Below are 16,762 nucleotides of genomic sequence, written 5' to 3'. Positions count from 1 at the left end.
CTATCATCGCGGTTTTTGCCGGGAGTTCAGATGGCCAAGGCCAAGCGCATGTACGGCTGCACCGAGTGTGGCTCAACCTTCCCCAAGTGGGCCGGCCAGTGCGGCGAGTGCGGGGCCTGGAACACGCTGACCGAAACCATGGGTGAAAGCGGTGGCGCCGCCGCCCCCAGCGGTCGCACCGGATGGACCGGCCAACAGGCCCAGATCAAGACCCTGGCCGAAGTCAGTGTCGAAGAAATCCCGCGTTTTTCCACGGCCTCCAGCGAACTCGATCGGGTGCTGGGCGGTGGCCTGGTCGACGGTTCGGTGGTGCTGATCGGCGGCGACCCGGGCATCGGTAAATCGACCATTCTGTTGCAAACCTTGTGCAACCTCGCCAAGAGCATGCCGGCGCTGTACGTCACCGGCGAAGAGTCGCAGCAACAAGTAGCCATGCGCGCCCGCCGCTTGGGCTTGCCGCAGGACCAATTGCGGGTGATGACCGAAACCTGCATCGAAACCATTATCGCCACGGCCCGGGTGGAAAAGCCCAAGGTCATGGTGATCGACTCGATCCAGACGATCTTCACCGAACAATTGCAATCGGCCCCGGGCGGCGTCTCTCAGGTGCGCGAGAGTGCGGCCTTGCTAGTGCGTTATGCCAAGCAGAGTGGCACCGCGATTTTCCTCGTCGGTCACGTGACCAAGGAAGGCGCGCTCGCCGGTCCCCGTGTGCTGGAGCACATGGTCGATACCGTGCTGTATTTCGAAGGCGAATCCGATGGACGTTTGCGTTTGCTGCGTGCGGTGAAAAACCGTTTTGGCGCAGTCAACGAATTGGGCGTGTTTGGCATGACGGACAAGGGACTGAAAGAAGTCTCTAACCCGTCGGCGATTTTTCTCACCCGCGCTCAGGAGGAAGTCCCGGGCAGTGTGGTCATGGCGACGTGGGAAGGGACGCGGCCCATGCTGGTGGAAGTCCAGGCCCTGGTGGATGACAGCCATTTGGCTAACCCGCGCCGGGTCACGCTGGGGCTGGATCAGAATCGCCTGGCGATGTTGCTGGCGGTCCTGCACCGGCACGGCGGCATTCCCACCCACGATCAGGACGTGTTTCTCAACGTGGTCGGTGGTGTGAAGGTGTTGGAGACCGCGTCTGACCTGGCATTGATGGCCGCCGTCATGTCCAGTTTGCGCAACCGGCCATTGCCCCATGATCTGTTGGTGTTTGGCGAAGTTGGCCTGTCCGGCGAAGTGCGCCCGGTGCCAAGCGGTCAGGAACGCCTGAAAGAAGCCGCCAAGCACGGCTTCAAGCGCGCCATCGTGCCCAAGGGCAATGCACCGAAAGAGGCGCCGCCGGGGTTGCAGATTATTGCCGTCACCCGTCTGGAGCAGGCCCTCGACGCCTTGTTCGAATAACGAACCAATCCCTGTGGGAGCGAGCCTGCTCGCGATAGCGGTATGCCTGTCGACTTAAATGTTGAATGTCACGCCGCATTCGCGAGCAGGCTCGCTCCCACATTGGAATTGCGGCAAACCTTCAGACTTCGATCAGGGCGCCCAGCTCGCGTTCCAGCTCCTGCGGATCCCCCAGGTTGAGTTCGATCAACCGCCGCAGGCGCTCGATCGATTCCAGGCTGATGTGCTTGCAGACGAAGCCGAGTTGGCCATGGTCATCGTGGGTCAATAGAACATCCATCTTGATCGCGACTTCAGGCGTCAGATGAACATCAACGCAAAAGTGATGCTCCCGATTGCCCAGCCACGGCTCGGGCTTCTCGACCAACAGCCCCTTGAGCGACAGATCAATCAACTTCACCTGCCAGATGTATTCGTCCTGGCGCAGTTCGGTTTGGGCATCGAACGCGATACGTTTGAAGCGGCGGCGGTCGGCTGCTTGTTCGCTCATGGCGTAATCCTCGGAAAGGTACGCTGACTATAGACCGGCATTATTGAAGCCTGCCGGCGCAGGCAGGCGTCTAGACCAATGTCGGGGTATGGCCTTTGCCGTCAGGAGAGCTAAACTCGGGGTGGCTGTCTTTCTTGTCCACTCTGGCTGGAATCATAAAATGAAAAATAATAATAGCCTGCTACGCCATTTACCCTGGCTGCTGCTGGCAATCGTCGGTGCGTGCGCCCTGGGTGTAGTGGCATTGCGCCGAGGTGAGGCGATCAACGCCTTATGGATTGTGGTCGCTGCCGTGGCCATCTATCTGGTTGCGTATCGATACTACAGTCTGTTCATCGCGAACAATGTGATGCAACTCGACCCGCGACGGGCCACCCCCGCCGTACTCAATAATGACGGTCTGGACTACGTTCCGACCAACAAACACATCCTCTTCGGGCACCACTTCGCGGCCATCGCTGGCGCGGGGCCGCTGGTCGGGCCGGTGTTGGCGGCGCAGATGGGGTATCTGCCCGGCACATTGTGGCTGATCGCTGGTGTGGTGCTGGCCGGCGCGGTTCAGGACTTCATGGTGTTGTTCATGTCGACCCGCCGCAATGGCCGCTCCCTGGGCGACATGGTCCGTGAAGAAATGGGCCGCATCCCCGGCACCATCGCGCTGTTTGGCTGCTTCCTGATCATGATCATCATCCTCGCGGTGCTGGCGCTGATCGTGGTGAAAGCCCTGGCCGAGAGCCCTTGGGGCATTTTCACGGTGATGGCGACCATCCCGATCGCGATGTTCATGGGCATTTACATGCGCTACATCCGTCCGGGTCGCATTGGCGAAATCTCCGTGGTCGGCGTGGCGTTGCTGCTCGGTTCGATCTGGCTCGGTGGGCAGATTGCGGCGGATCCGGTCTGGGCCAAGGCGTTCAGCTTCACCGGGATCCAGATTACCTGGATGCTGATCGGCTACGGTTTTGTCGCGGCGGTATTGCCGGTGTGGCTGATCCTGGCCCCCCGTGACTACCTGTCGACGTTCTTGAAAATCGGCACCATCGTCGCTTTGGCGATCGGTATTCTGGTGACCATGCCCGAGCTGAAAATGCCGGCCCTGACCCAGTTCATCGACGGCACTGGCCCGGTGTGGAAGGGCGGTCTGTTCCCGTTCCTGTTCATCACCATCGCTTGCGGCGCGGTCTCGGGTTTCCACGCGCTGATCTCTTCCGGCACCACGCCGAAGCTGCTGGATAACGAAGTCAATTCCCGTTACATCGGTTACGGCGCGATGTTGATGGAATCCTTCGTTGCCATCATGGCCATGGTTGCCGCCTCGGTGATCGAGCCGGGCGTGTACTTCGCCATGAACAGCCCGGCTGCTGTAGTCGGTGGTGACATCGTAGCGGTCGCGCAAACCGTCAGCAGCTGGGGTTTTGCGATTACCCCGGAAGCCCTGCAAGCGGTGGCCCATGACATCGGCGAAACCACCATCCTGGCCCGTGCCGGCGGTGCGCCGACCCTGGCGGTCGGTATCGCGCAGATCCTGCACAGTGTCCTGCCGGGTGAAAACACCATGGCGTTCTGGTACCACTTCGCGATCCTGTTCGAAGCGCTGTTCATCCTGACCGCAGTCGACGCCGGCACCCGTGCCGGTCGTTTCATGCTTCAGGATTTGCTCGGCTCCTTCGTGCCGGCGCTGAAACGTACCGAATCCTGGACCGCCAACCTGATCGCCACCGGCGGTTGCGTGGCGATGTGGGGCTGGTTGCTGTATCAGGGCGTGATCGACCCGTTGGGCGGCATCAACACCTTGTGGCCGCTGTTCGGCATCTCCAACCAGATGCTCGCCGGTATAGCGCTGATGTTGGCAACGGTGGTGCTGATCAAAATGAAGCGCCAACGCTACATTTGGGTGACCATGCTGCCGGCGGTCTGGCTGCTGATCTGCACCGTAACCGCAGGCTTCATCAAGCTGTTCGACGCCAACCCGGCGATCGGCTTCCTGTCGCTGGCGAAGAAATACAGCGATGCGCTGGCCAATGGTCAGCTCCTCGCCCCGGCCAAGGACATCACGCAGATGCAGCACGTGATCTTCAACGCCTACACCAACGCAACGCTGACGGCGCTGTTCCTGTTCGTGGTCTTCAGTATTCTGTTCTACGCACTCAAGGTCGGCATCGCCGCCTGGGGTACGAAAGAGCGTACGGATAAAGAAGCGCCATTCCAGGCCCTGCCGGACGCGTAATCGAGGATTGCAAACATGTTCAATGACCTGAGTCGCCTCGGTAAATACCTCGGTCAGGCCGCGCGCCTGATGGTCGGCATGCCCGACTACGACAACTACGTCGAGCATATGCAAACCAAACACCCGGACAAACCGGTGATGAGCTACGAAATGTTCTTCCGCGAACGCCAGGAAGCTCGTTACGGTGGCAAGGGTGGGCCGAAGTGCTGTTGATCTGCTGAGTCAGGTCATGCTGTGAAGTAAAACCTGTGGGAGCGAGCCTGCTCGCGAAGGCAATCTGTCATTTGACACTTATGTTGACTGACACACCGCTTTCGCGAGCAGGCTCGCTCCCACAGTTGTTTTGTGTTGATACTTTAATTTTGTGAGTCAGGAGATCCAGTTTGTCCTCTCCCATCCCGGTAACAATCCTCAGCGGCTTCCTCGGCGCCGGCAAGACCACGCTGTTGCGCCACCTGCTCAAAGCCGAGCACGGGCTGAAAATCGCCGTGATCGAAAACGAATTCAGCGATGCCGGTATCGACACCCAACTGTTGGGCGACGAGCCGGTACAAGTCATGACGCTGTCCAACGGCTGCGTCTGCTGCACCATCCACACCGACCTGACCAAAGCGCTGTACCTGTTGCTCGAACGCCTGGACAGCGGCGACATCGCCTTTGATCGTCTGGTGATCGAATGCACCGGCCTGGCCGATCCAGCACCGGTGGCGCAAACCTTTTTCATCGACGAAGAACTGCGCGAGCGCTACATCCTCGACGGCATTATCACTCTGGTGGACGCCGCGCACGCCGAGACTCACCTGACCCAAACCATCGCCCAGGCGCAAATCGGTTTCGCCGACCGCTTGCTGGTGAGCAAGCGTGATCTGGTGGACGAGCCGACGTTTACCGCATTGAGTGAGCGCCTGACGCGCATCAACCGGCGTGCACCGATCCGCGTGGTCGATCACGGCAATATCGACCTGGCCGAATTGCTCGACGTGCGCGGTTTTAACCTGAATGCGGATCTTGGCGGTGGCGTGAGTTTGCGTCCGGTCAGCAAAGCGCCGTCTATTGACCGTATCTCCAGCCTGGTGCTGCGTACCGACCAGCCGCTGGATATCGACAAGCTCAGCGAGTTCATGAACGAACTGCTGGAAGACCATGGCAAGCAGTTGCTGCGCTACAAAGGCGTGTTGAACATTGCCGGCGAGCCGCGACGCATGGTGTTCCAGGGTGTCCTGAAGTTGTACGGATTCGACTGGGACACGGAATGGGCGGAGGGCGAGGCGCGGGAAAGTGTGATCGTGTTTATTGCCGATGATTTGCCGGAAGAGAAGATTCGTGAGGGGTTTGCGCGGGTGGCGGCGCAGCCCTGATATTTTCGGTGACTGAAAGGGCCTCTTCGCGAGCAAGCCCGCTCCCACAGGGGAATGCATTCCAAATGTGGGAGCGGGCTTGCTCGCGAAGGCGGCCTAACCGGCAACCCGATTCTGGCGGAGTGTCGGCCCGGAATTCAGCAACACCTCTTCCAAATGATCCAGATGCTGATTCAGCAACGCGACCGCCATTCCCTCATCCCGATGCTCCACCGCCGCCAAAATCCGTTGATGAACCTGCCAATCGCAATAACCCTCCAGCCATCCATCAAACTGCGCAACGGCCAGCGCCGTCAGTGGCACCAGGCTGTCCAGAAAATGCGCCAATGGAGCATTCCCAGCCATTTTCGCCAGTTGTAGATGAAACTCCCCCGACAACCGAATCGCTGAATCGCGCCGGGCACTTTCGCGCTCGCTGTCGATCAACGCTCCCAGACGTTTCAACGCGTGCGGGCACGGGTGCTGACAAGCCAACCGCACCAACGTGACCTCGGCCAGCCGCCGTGCATGCAACGTTTGCCGGACCTGTTCGACATCCAGCGCAGCCACACGCGGCCGATGATTCGCCCGAAGTACGATGATCTGCTGATGAGCCAATCGCGTCAGCACACTCCGGATATCACCGCGTCTAGCGTTGAACATCTGCGCCAGGCTGTCTTCGGTAAAACGACTGCCCGCATCAATGCGCTGTTCGAGAATGGCGTCGAAAACCCGTGAATACAGATCCTCCTCCCGGTCGGGAAAGGGCAGGGCAACAAGCATCTGCGGTGAAGCGAAGCTGTTCATGGCCGGTCTCCGGTTCCAAAGGTTTCAACTGCCGAGGTTGTCGTCCGGGATGTTCAATTCGATGCCCATTCGCCGTCCTTCGCGAAGGATGTGGCGGCGCATTTCGGCACTGGCCTGTGCGCTGTTCTTGCTACGGATTGCGCGCACCACGGCTTCGTTTTCTTCCAGGCGCTCGGCCAGATGTTCCGGCGAGTTGCGCAGCACTTCAGCACTTTGCTTGAGTGCATTACTGGTCTGCTGCACCACGCTCTGGAAAATGGGATTGGACGTCAGCGTGAACAATTCTTCGTGGAAGGCGATGTAGGCGTTGACCCCGGCCTCGGCGTCGTTGGCTTCCAGTGCTTCGCGCATGTCCATCAGGGTCAGGCGCAGTTGCCCGACTTCCTTGCTGCTGATCGACTGCGCCACCAGGCCGACAATGAACGGCTCAAGGGTGTAGCGCAGCTGCAGCACATCTTCCAGGCTCGCGCCGGCCACCGCGCTGTCGTGGCTTTGGCTGTCGCTGAGGTGGGCGTCCAGCACCACCACGCCTTTGCCCGGCATTGAACGCACCAGGCCGAGGGTTTCCAGCACGATCACGGCTTCGCGCAGGCTCGGGCGGCTGATGCCCAGTTGTTCGGCCAGTTCACGCTGCCCCGGCAACATCTCGCCGGAGCGCCACTGACCACGGGCCAATGCGGCCCGAAGTTTTTCTACAACTGAATTGACGACCGTTGAAGTGGTAATCACGGGTTGCTCCATGGATAAAGGCAGGGGAACCCGCCGTCTGGCAGGCTCCCACTTGATTCAAAATTCCTGCTGATGCGCCGGCGCGACCGGTTTTCTCGGCTGGAAGGTATAACCCACCTGACCGGAAAGCACCTTGTTCGCGCGCTGGATATCGATGTCTTTCTCCCAACGGGCGATGGCCACGGTGGCGACGCAGTTGCCGATCAGGTTGGTCAGCGCGCGGCCGATGCCCATGAACCAGTCCACCGCGAGCACCAACACCAGGCCAACCACCGGAATCGCCGGGATCGCCGTCAGCGTGGCCGCGAGGATCACCAGCGCCGAGCCGGGAATCCCGTGGGCGCCTTTGGAGGTGATCAGCGACACCAGCAAAATGGTCAGCAGGTCGGTCATGGCCAGCGGCGTGCCGGTGGCGTTGGCGATGAACACGATGGCGAGGGTCAGGTAGATCGAGAAACCGTCGAGGTTGAACGAGTAACCGGTGGGGATCACCAGCCCGACCGTCGAGCTGCCGATGCCCAGATGCTCAAGTTTGCGCATGATTTGCGGCAGCACCGCGTCAGACGAAGCGGTGCCCATGACGATCAGCAGTTCTTCACGCAGGTACTTGAGCAACGGCCACATGCGCAGGCCGGACAGGCGCATCACCAGACCGAGGATCAGCGACACAAAAGCGGCGCAGGTCAGGTAAAACAGGCCGACCAGGCTGCCCAGATGCTGCAGCGAATCCAGGCCATATTTGCTGGTGGTGAAGGCGATGGCGCCGAACACGCCAATCGGCGCCAGGCGCACGATCATGCCCATGATCCGAAAGATCACGTGGCTCAGCTCATTGATCAACCGGGAGATGCCCGAGGCCGCTTCGCCCACCAGGTTCAACGCGCTGCCGAACAGTACTGAAAACAGCAGCACTTGCAGGATGTTGTTGTCGGCGAAGGCGCCAATCACCGAGGTCGGGATCAGGTCCATCAGGAATTGCGTGGTGGTGTGCATGTGCTGGCCGCGTTGGGCGATGTCGCCCATGTCGGCGGCGGAGAGCTGCTCCAGATGAATATTCGCGCCGCTGCCGATGCCGGTGCTGAAGGCGAACACCAGGCCGATCACCAAGGCGATGGTGGTCAACACTTCGAAGTAAATCACTGATTTCAGGCCGATGCGTCCGACCTTCTTCAGGTCGCCGGCACCGCTGATGCCGCTGACCACCACACAAAACACGATCAGGCCGATGAGCATCTTGATCAGTTTGATGAAACCGTCGCCGAGCGGTTTGAGCTGGGCCGAGTATTCAGGAAGGGTCAGCCCGCAGACGATGCCGAGCACCAGTCCGAGAACCACTTGAAGGAAGATTGAACGCGAGCACCATCTGAGCATGGGAGGAATCCTGGTCGGTGTCCTGGCGGCCTGATGCTTGAGCGCAGCAGATTCAGGACTTAATTATTGTGGTCTTACCGGTATGTCCAGTGCAGGCGCAGTCTAGGCGCAGGTTTTGGGTGATCGCAAGGGGAAATTTTGAAATTGGCATGACCGGTCTTACCAGTTGGGCTGAATGTCCCGGTCTTGAGCGCTTGTCCAAAAAAATCGGCACTGAATGCCGATTTTTTTTTCAGAGTGTGGCGTGTCAATTTTTGGTGTGAGGTACTTTCCTTTCAAGAATGCTCAGGATGAACGTTATCTTTGAGCGTTCTTCGGCTTTGCCAAGATAAATATACGGCGAGCCTTTGATCTTGACGCCGCCCAAGTAATGTTTGTCTTTTATTCTGAGAGAGATCGGTGAGTGAGCGGCCTGTAAGTTGTCCAGCGTAATAGCAGCGCCTTGATGATCAATAAGGGTAAAGGTTATCGGGTCGTCGGTGTCTGAATCCATGGCTTCAAAAGTATCCAGTCCGTTCTTGCTAATGACCTGATTGTAATAGTCACCCTTGTTTTTTATTGTGAGGATGTAGCCGTCAGGGGTATGTCGGAAATGCAGTTTTAATGGAATCACCTTTCCGATTTGCTCGTTGGGTCGTAGGCCGAGCAGGTGGGAGTGATCCCGTGTTTGCGGGCTCCCGGTAAAGAAGCCACCGCTGAAGAGGGTGATGGTGGCCAGCGCCGGCTTGCCATGGAGTTGTTCAAGAACCCCTACTTTGTGGTCGAGCATTCTTAGTGTCGCGGTGAAAGATTTTTCAATGCTGTTAGTCATGGTGTAACCCGAACCTTAGATGTTGTTTGTTGAGTCGGGTTTTAGACTAAGCGGTTTTTATTAGTGTTGGGCTTTGTGTGTGTTGCAAGAGTTTAAGTTGGTAAGGTTGTATAGGGAATTTTGCGGATGTCGCGGGTGAGATGTACGTTGTGATGTTGCTATTTGGAAGTGTCGCCAGTTAAATTCTGAGCAATAAAAAACCGGCCATCTCTGGCCGGTTTTCATACTGCAGATCTAGCGGTGCAATTAAGCGCCGTATACCGGCAGCTTCTTGCAGATGGCCTTGACCTTCTCACGAACGGCGTCGATCACCGCTTCGTTGTTCAGGTCAGCCAGGATGTCGCAGATCCAGCCGGCCAGTTCCTTGCACTCTGCTTCCTTGAAGCCGCGAGTGGTCACAGCCGGGGTGCCGAAGCGCAGGCCGGAGGTGACGAACGGGGAGCGTGGGTCGTTTGGAACGGAGTTTTTGTTCACGGTGATGAACGCTTTGCCCAGGGCGGCGTCGGCGTCTTTACCGGAGATTTCCTGTTTGATCAGCGACAGCAGGAACAGGTGGTTCTCGGTACCACCGGAAACCACGTCGAAACCGCGCTCGATGAATACGCCGGCCATGGCCTTGGCGTTTTTCACCACTTGTTGCTGGTAGGTCTTGAACTCAGGCTGCAGCGCTTCCTTGAAGCAGATCGCTTTAGCGGCGATCACGTGCTCCAGCGGGCCGCCTTGGGCGCCCGGGAATACTGCGGAGTTCAGCTTCTTCTCGATGTCGGCGTTGGCGCGAGCCAGGATCAGGCCGCCACGTGGACCGCGCAGGGTCTTGTGCGTGGTAGTGGTCACGACGTCAGCGAAAGGCACCGGGTTCGGATAGACGCCAGCGGCGACCAGCCCCGCAACGTGAGCCATATCAACAAAGAGATAAGCGCCGACTTTGTCAGCGATTTCGCGGAAGCGTGGGAAGTCCAGAATCTGCGAGTAGGCAGAGAAACCGGCCACGATCATTTTCGGCTTGTGCTCAACGGCCAGACGCTCGACTTCGTCGTAGTCGATCAAGCCGTTGGCGTCGATGCCGTACTGGATGGCGTTGTACAGCTTGCCGGAGGACGAAACGCTGGCACCGTGGGTCAGGTGACCACCGTGGGCCAGGCTCATGCCCAGGATAGTGTCGCCAGCCGACAGCAGGGCCAGGTAAACGGCGCTGTTGGCTTGCGAACCGGCGTGCGGTTGAACGTTGGCGTAATCGGCGCCGAACAGTTCTTTGGCTCGATCAATTGCAAGCTGCTCGACGACGTCAACGAACTCGCAACCACCGTAGTAGCGCTTGCCCGGGTAGCCTTCGGCGTACTTGTTGGTCAGTACCGAGCCTTGAGCCTCCATCACCGCTGGGCTGGTGTAGTTTTCCGAAGCGATCAGCTCGATGTGTTCTTCCTGGCGCTGAGCTTCTTGCTCCATGGCGGCAAAAAGATCGGCGTCGTACTTGGCAATAGTCAAATCACGGCTGAACATGGCGGTCCTCAAGGATCGGGGGCAGAAAAGGGGGGCATTCTAACCCAACGGGTTTTAGATGGCATATGAAAGGACATCATGTCGCAGACAAGTGGGCTTCATGACGGGATCAGCGGTGATCATGCCGACCCCTTCGCGAGCAGGCTCGCTCCCACATTTTGAAATGCATTTCCCTGTGGGAGCGAGCCTGCTCGCGAAGGGGCCATCTGCCCCACTGAAAGAATCAGTCGAACATGAACAGCGCATCATTGCTGAACTGCGCCTCAAACCGGGCAGGCGGCATCGGCCGGCCGAACAGATACCCCTGAACCTCATCGCACCCATGCTCACGCAGGAAGTCGAGCTGTTCGTGGGTTTCCACGCCCTCGGCGATTACCGCCAGGTTCAGGCTGTGGGCCATGGCGATGATCGCCCGGGCGATTTGCGCGTCCTGTTCGCCGGACGGCAGGCCATCGACGAACGTGCGGTCGATTTTCAGCACGTCGATCGGGAATTGCTTGAGGTAGTTGAGTGATGAATAGCCGGTGCCAAAGTCGTCGACGGCGATGCTCAGGCCAAGATTTTTCAACCCGGCAAGAATCTGCATCGCCTCGCTGACTTCGCGCATCAGGATACTTTCGGTCAGTTCCAGCTCCAGGCACGCCGGCGGCAGGCCGGTTTCCTTGAGGATATTGGCAATCCGCGTGCCCAACTGGCCATCGGAGAACTGCCGCGCCGAGATGTTCACCGACACCTTCGGCACGCGGACCTTGGTCTGGTGCCAGGTCTTGAGCTGACGGCAGGCTTCACCGATTACCCAGTCGCCGACATCCACCACCAGCCCGAGCTCTTCGAGCACCGGAATGAAATCCCCCGGCGGCACCAGTCCGCGCCGCGGATGACGCCAGCGCAGCAAGGCTTCGGCACCGGTCAGCCGTTTACCGTCGCCGCTGAACTGCGGTTGGTAATACAGCACAGAATTCGTTCTGTTCCAAGGCGTGGCGCAAGTCGCTTTCCAGCTCCAGACGCTCAAGGGCGCTGGCGTTCATGTCTGCCTGATAAAACTGGAAGTTGTTCTTGCCGCGTTCCTTGGCGTGGTACATCGCCGTGTCGGCGTTCTTCATCAACTGACTGAGTTCGTTGCCGTCCTGAGGGCTCAGGGCGATGCCGATACTGGCCGTGACGAAGAACTCGCGGCCTTCGAGCACAAAGGGTTTCACCAGGCTGGCGAGGATCTGTTCCGCCACGTGGATCGCCCGGTTCAGGGCGACTTCACGGTTGACCTTCGGCTGCAGCAGCAACGTGAACTCATCACCGCCCATACGTGCCACGGTGTCGTCATCGTCGACGCAGCCGAGCAGGCGCGTGGCCATTTCCTGGAGCATGCGGTCGCCGGCAGCGTGACCGAGGGAGTCGTTGATCGGTTTGAATCGGTCGAGGTCGAGGAACATCAGCACTACCCACGACTTCTGCCGTTCCGCCGATTGCAGCGCGGTGTGCAGTCGATCCTGGAACAGCGTGCGGTTGGGCAGGTGCGTCAGGGCGTCGTAGTAGGCGAGGCGGTGGATCCGCTGCTCACTGGCCTTGCGTTCGCTGATGTCGCTGAAGAAGCACACATAGCTGGCCAGGTCGCCTTCGTCGTCGAGGACCGCCGTGATACCGACCCAGGCCGGGTAGTGTTCGCCGCTGCGGCGCTTGAGCCAGACTTCACCTTCCCAAGTGTTGTTCTGATGAAGTTGCTTGAGCACGTAGCGCAGGTGCGCTTCCTGCTGCTCGTCGACGGTCAGCATGCTCGGCAACTGGTCGAGCACCTGTTCCACGGCGTATCCGCTGACACGACTGAAGGCTTCGTTGGCCTGAACGATGTAACCGGCCGGGTCGGTGATCAGAATCGCCGAGGTCGAGTGTTCAAATACCGTCGCCGCCATGCGCAAGTCTTTCTCGGCGCGGCGCTGCTGGCTGATGTCGCGACCGACACCGAGCACGCCTTCGAAACCGCCGTGTTCGTCCCAGACCAGCACCAGCCGCAGCTCGATGGGAATCTTGCGACCGTCGGCCCGCAGGCAATCGAACAGGAACAGTTGGGTCTGCACCTGGCTGCGTAGCAGCGCCAGTTGCTCGGGTTTATCCAGCGCTTTGCTGACCCGATCCATCAGGGCGAAAATGCCGCTCAGTTGTTGCGGGTTGGCGACGATCGATTGCCAGCCGTTCTGGAAGATCCAGTCTGCGTCATAACCCAGCACGGCTTGCACCGAGGGGCTGACGTAGTTGAGCGACAGCTTGCTGTCGGTGGAAAAAATCACATCGCTGATGCTTTCGGCGAGCATCCGGTAACGCTGCTCGCTGTCGCGCAACGATTCGCTGGCTTCGATCTGATCGGTGATGTCCTTGGCGACGCCAATGATGCGCGTGACTTGATTGTGCTTGTCCCGCGCCAAAGCCTGTTCGCGTATCTCGAACCGCCGCCATTTGCCGTCGCGATGACGGAAGCGCAGCTGGCACTGCATCAATTGGCTGTAACCGGCCTGACGCTGGGTCTGGCGCGAACGGTGGTAGAAATCGGCGTCTTCGGGGTGCAGCAGGATTTCCCAGAAGTACTCACCCATTTGATGCAGTTCGGTGCGGTCGTAACCCAGGGTCTGGCCCAGGTGGTGGTTGCTGAAAATCATCCGCTGGCTGATCACGTCCTGCACGTACAGATGATCCGGCACCGTGCGCACCACATCGGACCAGAATCCTTCACGTTCCAGCAGCGACAGCTCGATCAGCTTGCGGCTGGTGATGTCGGTGATGCTCAGGATCACCGCTTTATAGTCGTCCTGATCGGCCGGCAGGCGCAGTACCAGCCACAAATGCTGATCGCGCTCATTGGCACCCTGCAATTTGATTTCCAGCTCAAGCTGGCTTTGCTGGTTGAACACCGCTTCAAGCACTTGATTGCCGATGGCCGTGCCATCCAGCGGATTGCCATCGATCAGCAGGTTCCAGGCTTGATCGCAGGAATTGACGTTAAGCAGTTGCAGGGCAACCTGATTGACCTCGGTGATGCGCAATTCCCGAAGCAGTTGCCGGCGTTGTTCCGGGTCCTCGAGCCAGGCATGCAGTTGTTCGTTGCTGTGCAACTGCGTCTTGTCGAAAACGCCCTTGAGCCCGGAAACGTCGAGAACACAGAGGGCAACACCGGTGCCTTCGAAAATGTCCTGATAGCGTCGACGGCCCTCGTGCACCTGGCGTTGACGCCGACGCATGTTCAGCAGCGCAATGAAGGGCAGCAAAGAGAGCGCCAGGCCCAGCAGGCATTTGCCGATGAAGGCCGGCAGCAGGTCTTCGAGCACGCGTTGCCGATCGAACAATCCGCGCAGCTGCCAGTCGCTGCTGCTCAGGGGAACGGTCAGCACACTGCTGGCCAGTTCATCCGGCGTCAGCACGGCGGGCGTGCTGGAGGGCAATGCGTCATCGCGGCTGATGATCTGGCGATTGACCCGGTTCTCCACCAGCCACAGCGGGCGGATGCCGGCTTCGTTTTGTTTGGTCAGGGCCGAGAAAAAGGTCGGTGCCAGGCGCAGTGCCCAATAGCCTCTGGTGCTGCCGCTGGCCTGATGCAATAGAAGATGCACCACGGAACCGTCATCGGCATTACTGAAATAGTGCGCCTGGGCGTGACTGCGCCGCACCAGATCACTCAGGTAGTCGGCGTCCTGGCTGCCAGTGGCGCTGTCGCTGAGGATTTTGCCGGAAGGACTGAGCAACGCCAGGCTGCGCAGCTCGGGTAATGACTGTTGCAGTTTGCGCAGCAACGCCTGTTGTTCATCGGCGCTTTGCGGTTGTTCGACGATCGGTAGCAAGTTGAGGGCGATCTGCGCGTTGAGCGCCATGTTCAGGCTGACTTGCGCGGCCAGGTCGGCGGTGTAGTCGATGGTGTATTGGCGCTGGTGTTTCTGGGTTTCGCGAAGCTGATCCAGCAACTGCCAGAACAGCAGCGCGAGCAGCATCAGGACGAGGGTGGCCAGTGCGCCTTTCAAGGTTCCGCGCAGGGGCGAGCCGGTCGCAGGACTGGGAGCGCTCACGGAAACGGGCGGAGTGGCATTAGGCAAACTGGAATCCTGCGGTTTGACTGGACTGGCGCGACGTGCACTATAAGCCTGACGCCCGAAGGGCGGCTAGCATGCCTTGAGTTGTGGCTAAGTGCCAGCCCCTGTCGGCTGGACTGCCTTCCGTCATTCAGGTAGCTTTGCCGGTTACGCGGGAGCGTTCCAGCTCCTAGAATCAGACTTTTTCAGCGTGCACGTATTGATAGCCATCAATCGGACGACGCGCACAGTCTGGCCAGGCCTCGCCTGCGCTCCAATCATTCATCTGTCACTGACCCAAGGTTCTCCATGGCTCAATACGTCTTCACCATGCATCGGCTGGGCAAAGTTGTTCCGCCGAAGCGGGAAATCCTGAAAAACATTTCTCTGTCGTTCTTCCCTGGCGCCAAGATCGGCGTGCTCGGCCTCAACGGTTCGGGTAAATCCACGCTGCTGAAAATCATGGCCGGCGTCGACACCGAGTTCGAGGGCGAAGCCCGTCCGATGCCGGAGCTGAACATCGGCTACCTGCCGCAGGAACCGATCCTGGATCCGACCAAGACCGTGCGTGAAGTGGTCGAGGAAGCGGTCAGCGTGATCAAGAACGCCCAGGCGCGCCTGGACGAGGTCTACGCGGCTTACGCTGAAGAAGATGCCGACTTCGACAAACTGGCGGCAGAACAGGCCAAGCTCGAAGCCATCCTGCAAGCCAGCGACGGTCACAACCTGGATCGCCAGCTGGAAGTCGCCGCCGATGCGCTGCGCCTGCCGGCGTGGGATGCCAAGGTCGAATTCCTGTCCGGTGGTGAAAAGCGTCGTGTGGCCCTGTGCCGCCTGCTGCTGTCCGCCCCTGACATGCTGCTGCTCGACGAACCGACCAACCACCTGGACGCCGATTCCGTCGCCTGGCTGGAGCACTTCCTGCACGACTTCCCGGGCACTGTGGTCGCGATCACGCACGACCGTTACTTCCTGGACAACGTTGCCGGCTGGATTCTGGAACTCGACCGCGGCGCCGGTATTCCGTACGAGGGCAACTATTCGGGCTGGCTCGAAGCCAAGTCCGATCGTCTGGCCGCCGAATCCAAGCAGCAATCGGCTCACGAAAAAGCCATGAAGGAAGAACTGGAATGGGTGCGCAAAGGCGCCAAGGCCCGCCAGTCCAAATCCAAGGCACGTCTGCAACGCTTCGAAGAAATGCAATCGCAGGAATTCCAGAAGCGCAGCGAAACCAACGAGATCTACATCCCGGCCGGTCCGCGCCTGGGCGACAAGGTCATCGAATTCAAGAACGTCAGCAAGGGCTACGGCGATCGCGTGTTGATCGACAACCTGTCGTTCTCCATGCCTAAAGGCGCGATCGTTGGCGTAATCGGCGGTAACGGTGCCGGTAAATCGACCTTGTTCCGCATGCTGATGGGCAAGGAACAACCGGATTCGGGCAGCATCGAAGTCGGCGAAACCGTGCAACTGGCGTGCGTCGATCAGAGCCGCGAAGACCTGGACGGCAGCAAGACCGTGTTCCAGCAGATCTCCGACGGTTCGGACCAGATCCGCATTGGTAACTATGAGATTCCGTCGCGTACCTACGTCGGTCGTTTCAACTTCAAGGGCGGCGATCAGCAGAAGTTCGTCAAGGACCTGTCCGGTGGTGAGCGCGGTCGTTTGCACCTGGCCCTGACCCTGAAGGAGGGCGGCAACGTCCTGCTGCTCGACGAACCGTCCAACGACCTCGACGTTGAAACCCTGCGTTCCCTGGAAGAAGCCCTGCTGGACTTCCCGGGCGCCGCCATTGTGATCTCTCACGATCGGTGGTTCCTTGACCGCGTCGCGACGCACATCCTGGCGTACGAAGACGACTCGCAAGCGGTGTTCTTCGAAGGTAACTACACCGAATACGAAGCCGACCGCCGCAAGCGTCTCGGCGAAGCGGCTACCCAGCCGCATCGTGTACGGCACAAGAAACTGGCCTGATATCAGGTTGGTTGCATGAAAAACGGAGCCTTCGCGGCTCCGTTTTTTTATGGGGGGCATTCAGGTAGT

At 59.3% G+C, this 16,762-nt stretch carries 11 protein-coding genes and 1 pseudogene; 5 read left to right on the top strand and 7 right to left on the bottom strand.

The window, feature by feature from the left end:
* Positions 1-30: 30 nt before the first annotated feature.
* A complete protein-coding gene (gene radA, locus ACWKV5_RS22170) occupies positions 31-1,398 on the top strand; it encodes a DNA repair protein RadA (protein WP_483842987.1) in 1,368 nt (455 codons plus the stop codon).
* Between the two features lie 121 nt (positions 1,399-1,519).
* Here the strand turns inward: radA and ACWKV5_RS22165 are convergent, their stop codons facing one another.
* Complete coding sequence (locus tag ACWKV5_RS22165; RefSeq protein ID WP_483842986.1) at positions 1,520-1,888, bottom strand: PilZ domain-containing protein; 369 nt, start codon at positions 1,886-1,888, stop codon at positions 1,520-1,522.
* Positions 1,889-2,048: 160 nt separating this feature from the next.
* Between ACWKV5_RS22165 and ACWKV5_RS22160 the strand changes: the two genes are divergently transcribed.
* From ACWKV5_RS22160 to yjiA, 3 genes are all read left to right on the top strand, one after another.
* On the top strand, positions 2,049-4,115 hold the full coding sequence (locus ACWKV5_RS22160; RefSeq protein ID WP_483842985.1) for a carbon starvation CstA family protein: 2,067 nt from the start codon (positions 2,049-2,051) through the stop codon (positions 4,113-4,115).
* A gap of 15 nt (positions 4,116-4,130) precedes the next feature.
* Complete coding sequence (locus ACWKV5_RS22155) at positions 4,131-4,328, top strand: YbdD/YjiX family protein (protein ID WP_007895266.1); 198 nt, start codon at positions 4,131-4,133, stop codon at positions 4,326-4,328.
* A 170-nt stretch (positions 4,329-4,498) separates the two neighbouring features.
* The gene (gene yjiA / locus ACWKV5_RS22150) at positions 4,499-5,473 is read left to right on the top strand and encodes a GTPase (protein WP_483842984.1); all 975 of its coding nucleotides are present in this window, start codon (positions 4,499-4,501) and stop codon (positions 5,471-5,473) included.
* Between the two features lie 96 nt (positions 5,474-5,569).
* Here the strand turns inward: yjiA and ACWKV5_RS22145 are convergent, their stop codons facing one another.
* The 6 genes and pseudogenes from ACWKV5_RS22145 to ACWKV5_RS22120 all read right to left on the bottom strand — a co-directional run bounded on the left by ACWKV5_RS22145 (position 5,570) and on the right by ACWKV5_RS22120 (position 14,743).
* Positions 5,570-6,259, bottom strand: a complete 690-nt coding sequence (locus ACWKV5_RS22145; protein WP_483842983.1) for a GntR family transcriptional regulator — start codon at positions 6,257-6,259, stop codon at positions 5,570-5,572.
* Between the two features lie 24 nt (positions 6,260-6,283).
* Positions 6,284-6,988: a FadR/GntR family transcriptional regulator gene (locus tag ACWKV5_RS22140; protein WP_483842982.1), complete on the bottom strand. Its 705-nt coding sequence runs from the start codon at positions 6,986-6,988 to the stop codon at positions 6,284-6,286.
* 57 nt (positions 6,989-7,045) lie between these two features.
* The gene (gene dctA, locus ACWKV5_RS22135) at positions 7,046-8,359 is read right to left on the bottom strand and encodes a C4-dicarboxylate transporter DctA (RefSeq protein WP_483842981.1); all 1,314 of its coding nucleotides are present in this window, start codon (positions 8,357-8,359) and stop codon (positions 7,046-7,048) included.
* A gap of 247 nt (positions 8,360-8,606) precedes the next feature.
* On the bottom strand, positions 8,607-9,170 hold the full coding sequence (locus tag ACWKV5_RS22130; RefSeq protein WP_483842980.1) for a hypothetical protein: 564 nt from the start codon (positions 9,168-9,170) through the stop codon (positions 8,607-8,609).
* A 246-nt stretch (positions 9,171-9,416) separates the two neighbouring features.
* Entirely contained in the window at positions 9,417-10,670 is a 1,254-nt protein-coding gene (glyA, locus tag ACWKV5_RS22125) for a serine hydroxymethyltransferase (protein ID WP_059182128.1), read from the bottom strand.
* Between the two features lie 223 nt (positions 10,671-10,893).
* Positions 10,894-14,743, bottom strand: a pseudogene (locus tag ACWKV5_RS22120) (bifunctional diguanylate cyclase/phosphodiesterase).
* A 285-nt stretch (positions 14,744-15,028) separates the two neighbouring features.
* Between ACWKV5_RS22120 and ettA the strand changes: the two are divergent.
* Positions 15,029-16,693, top strand: coding sequence for an energy-dependent translational throttle protein EttA (gene ettA / locus ACWKV5_RS22115; protein WP_123433500.1), 1,665 nt, complete (start codon positions 15,029-15,031; stop codon positions 16,691-16,693).
* Positions 16,694-16,762: the final 69 nt, after the last annotated feature.

Source organism: Pseudomonas oplopanacis (assembly GCF_057128725.1).
Note: the sequence above shows the minus strand (reverse complement) of the source record. Positions and strands in the feature narration are given on the sequence as shown.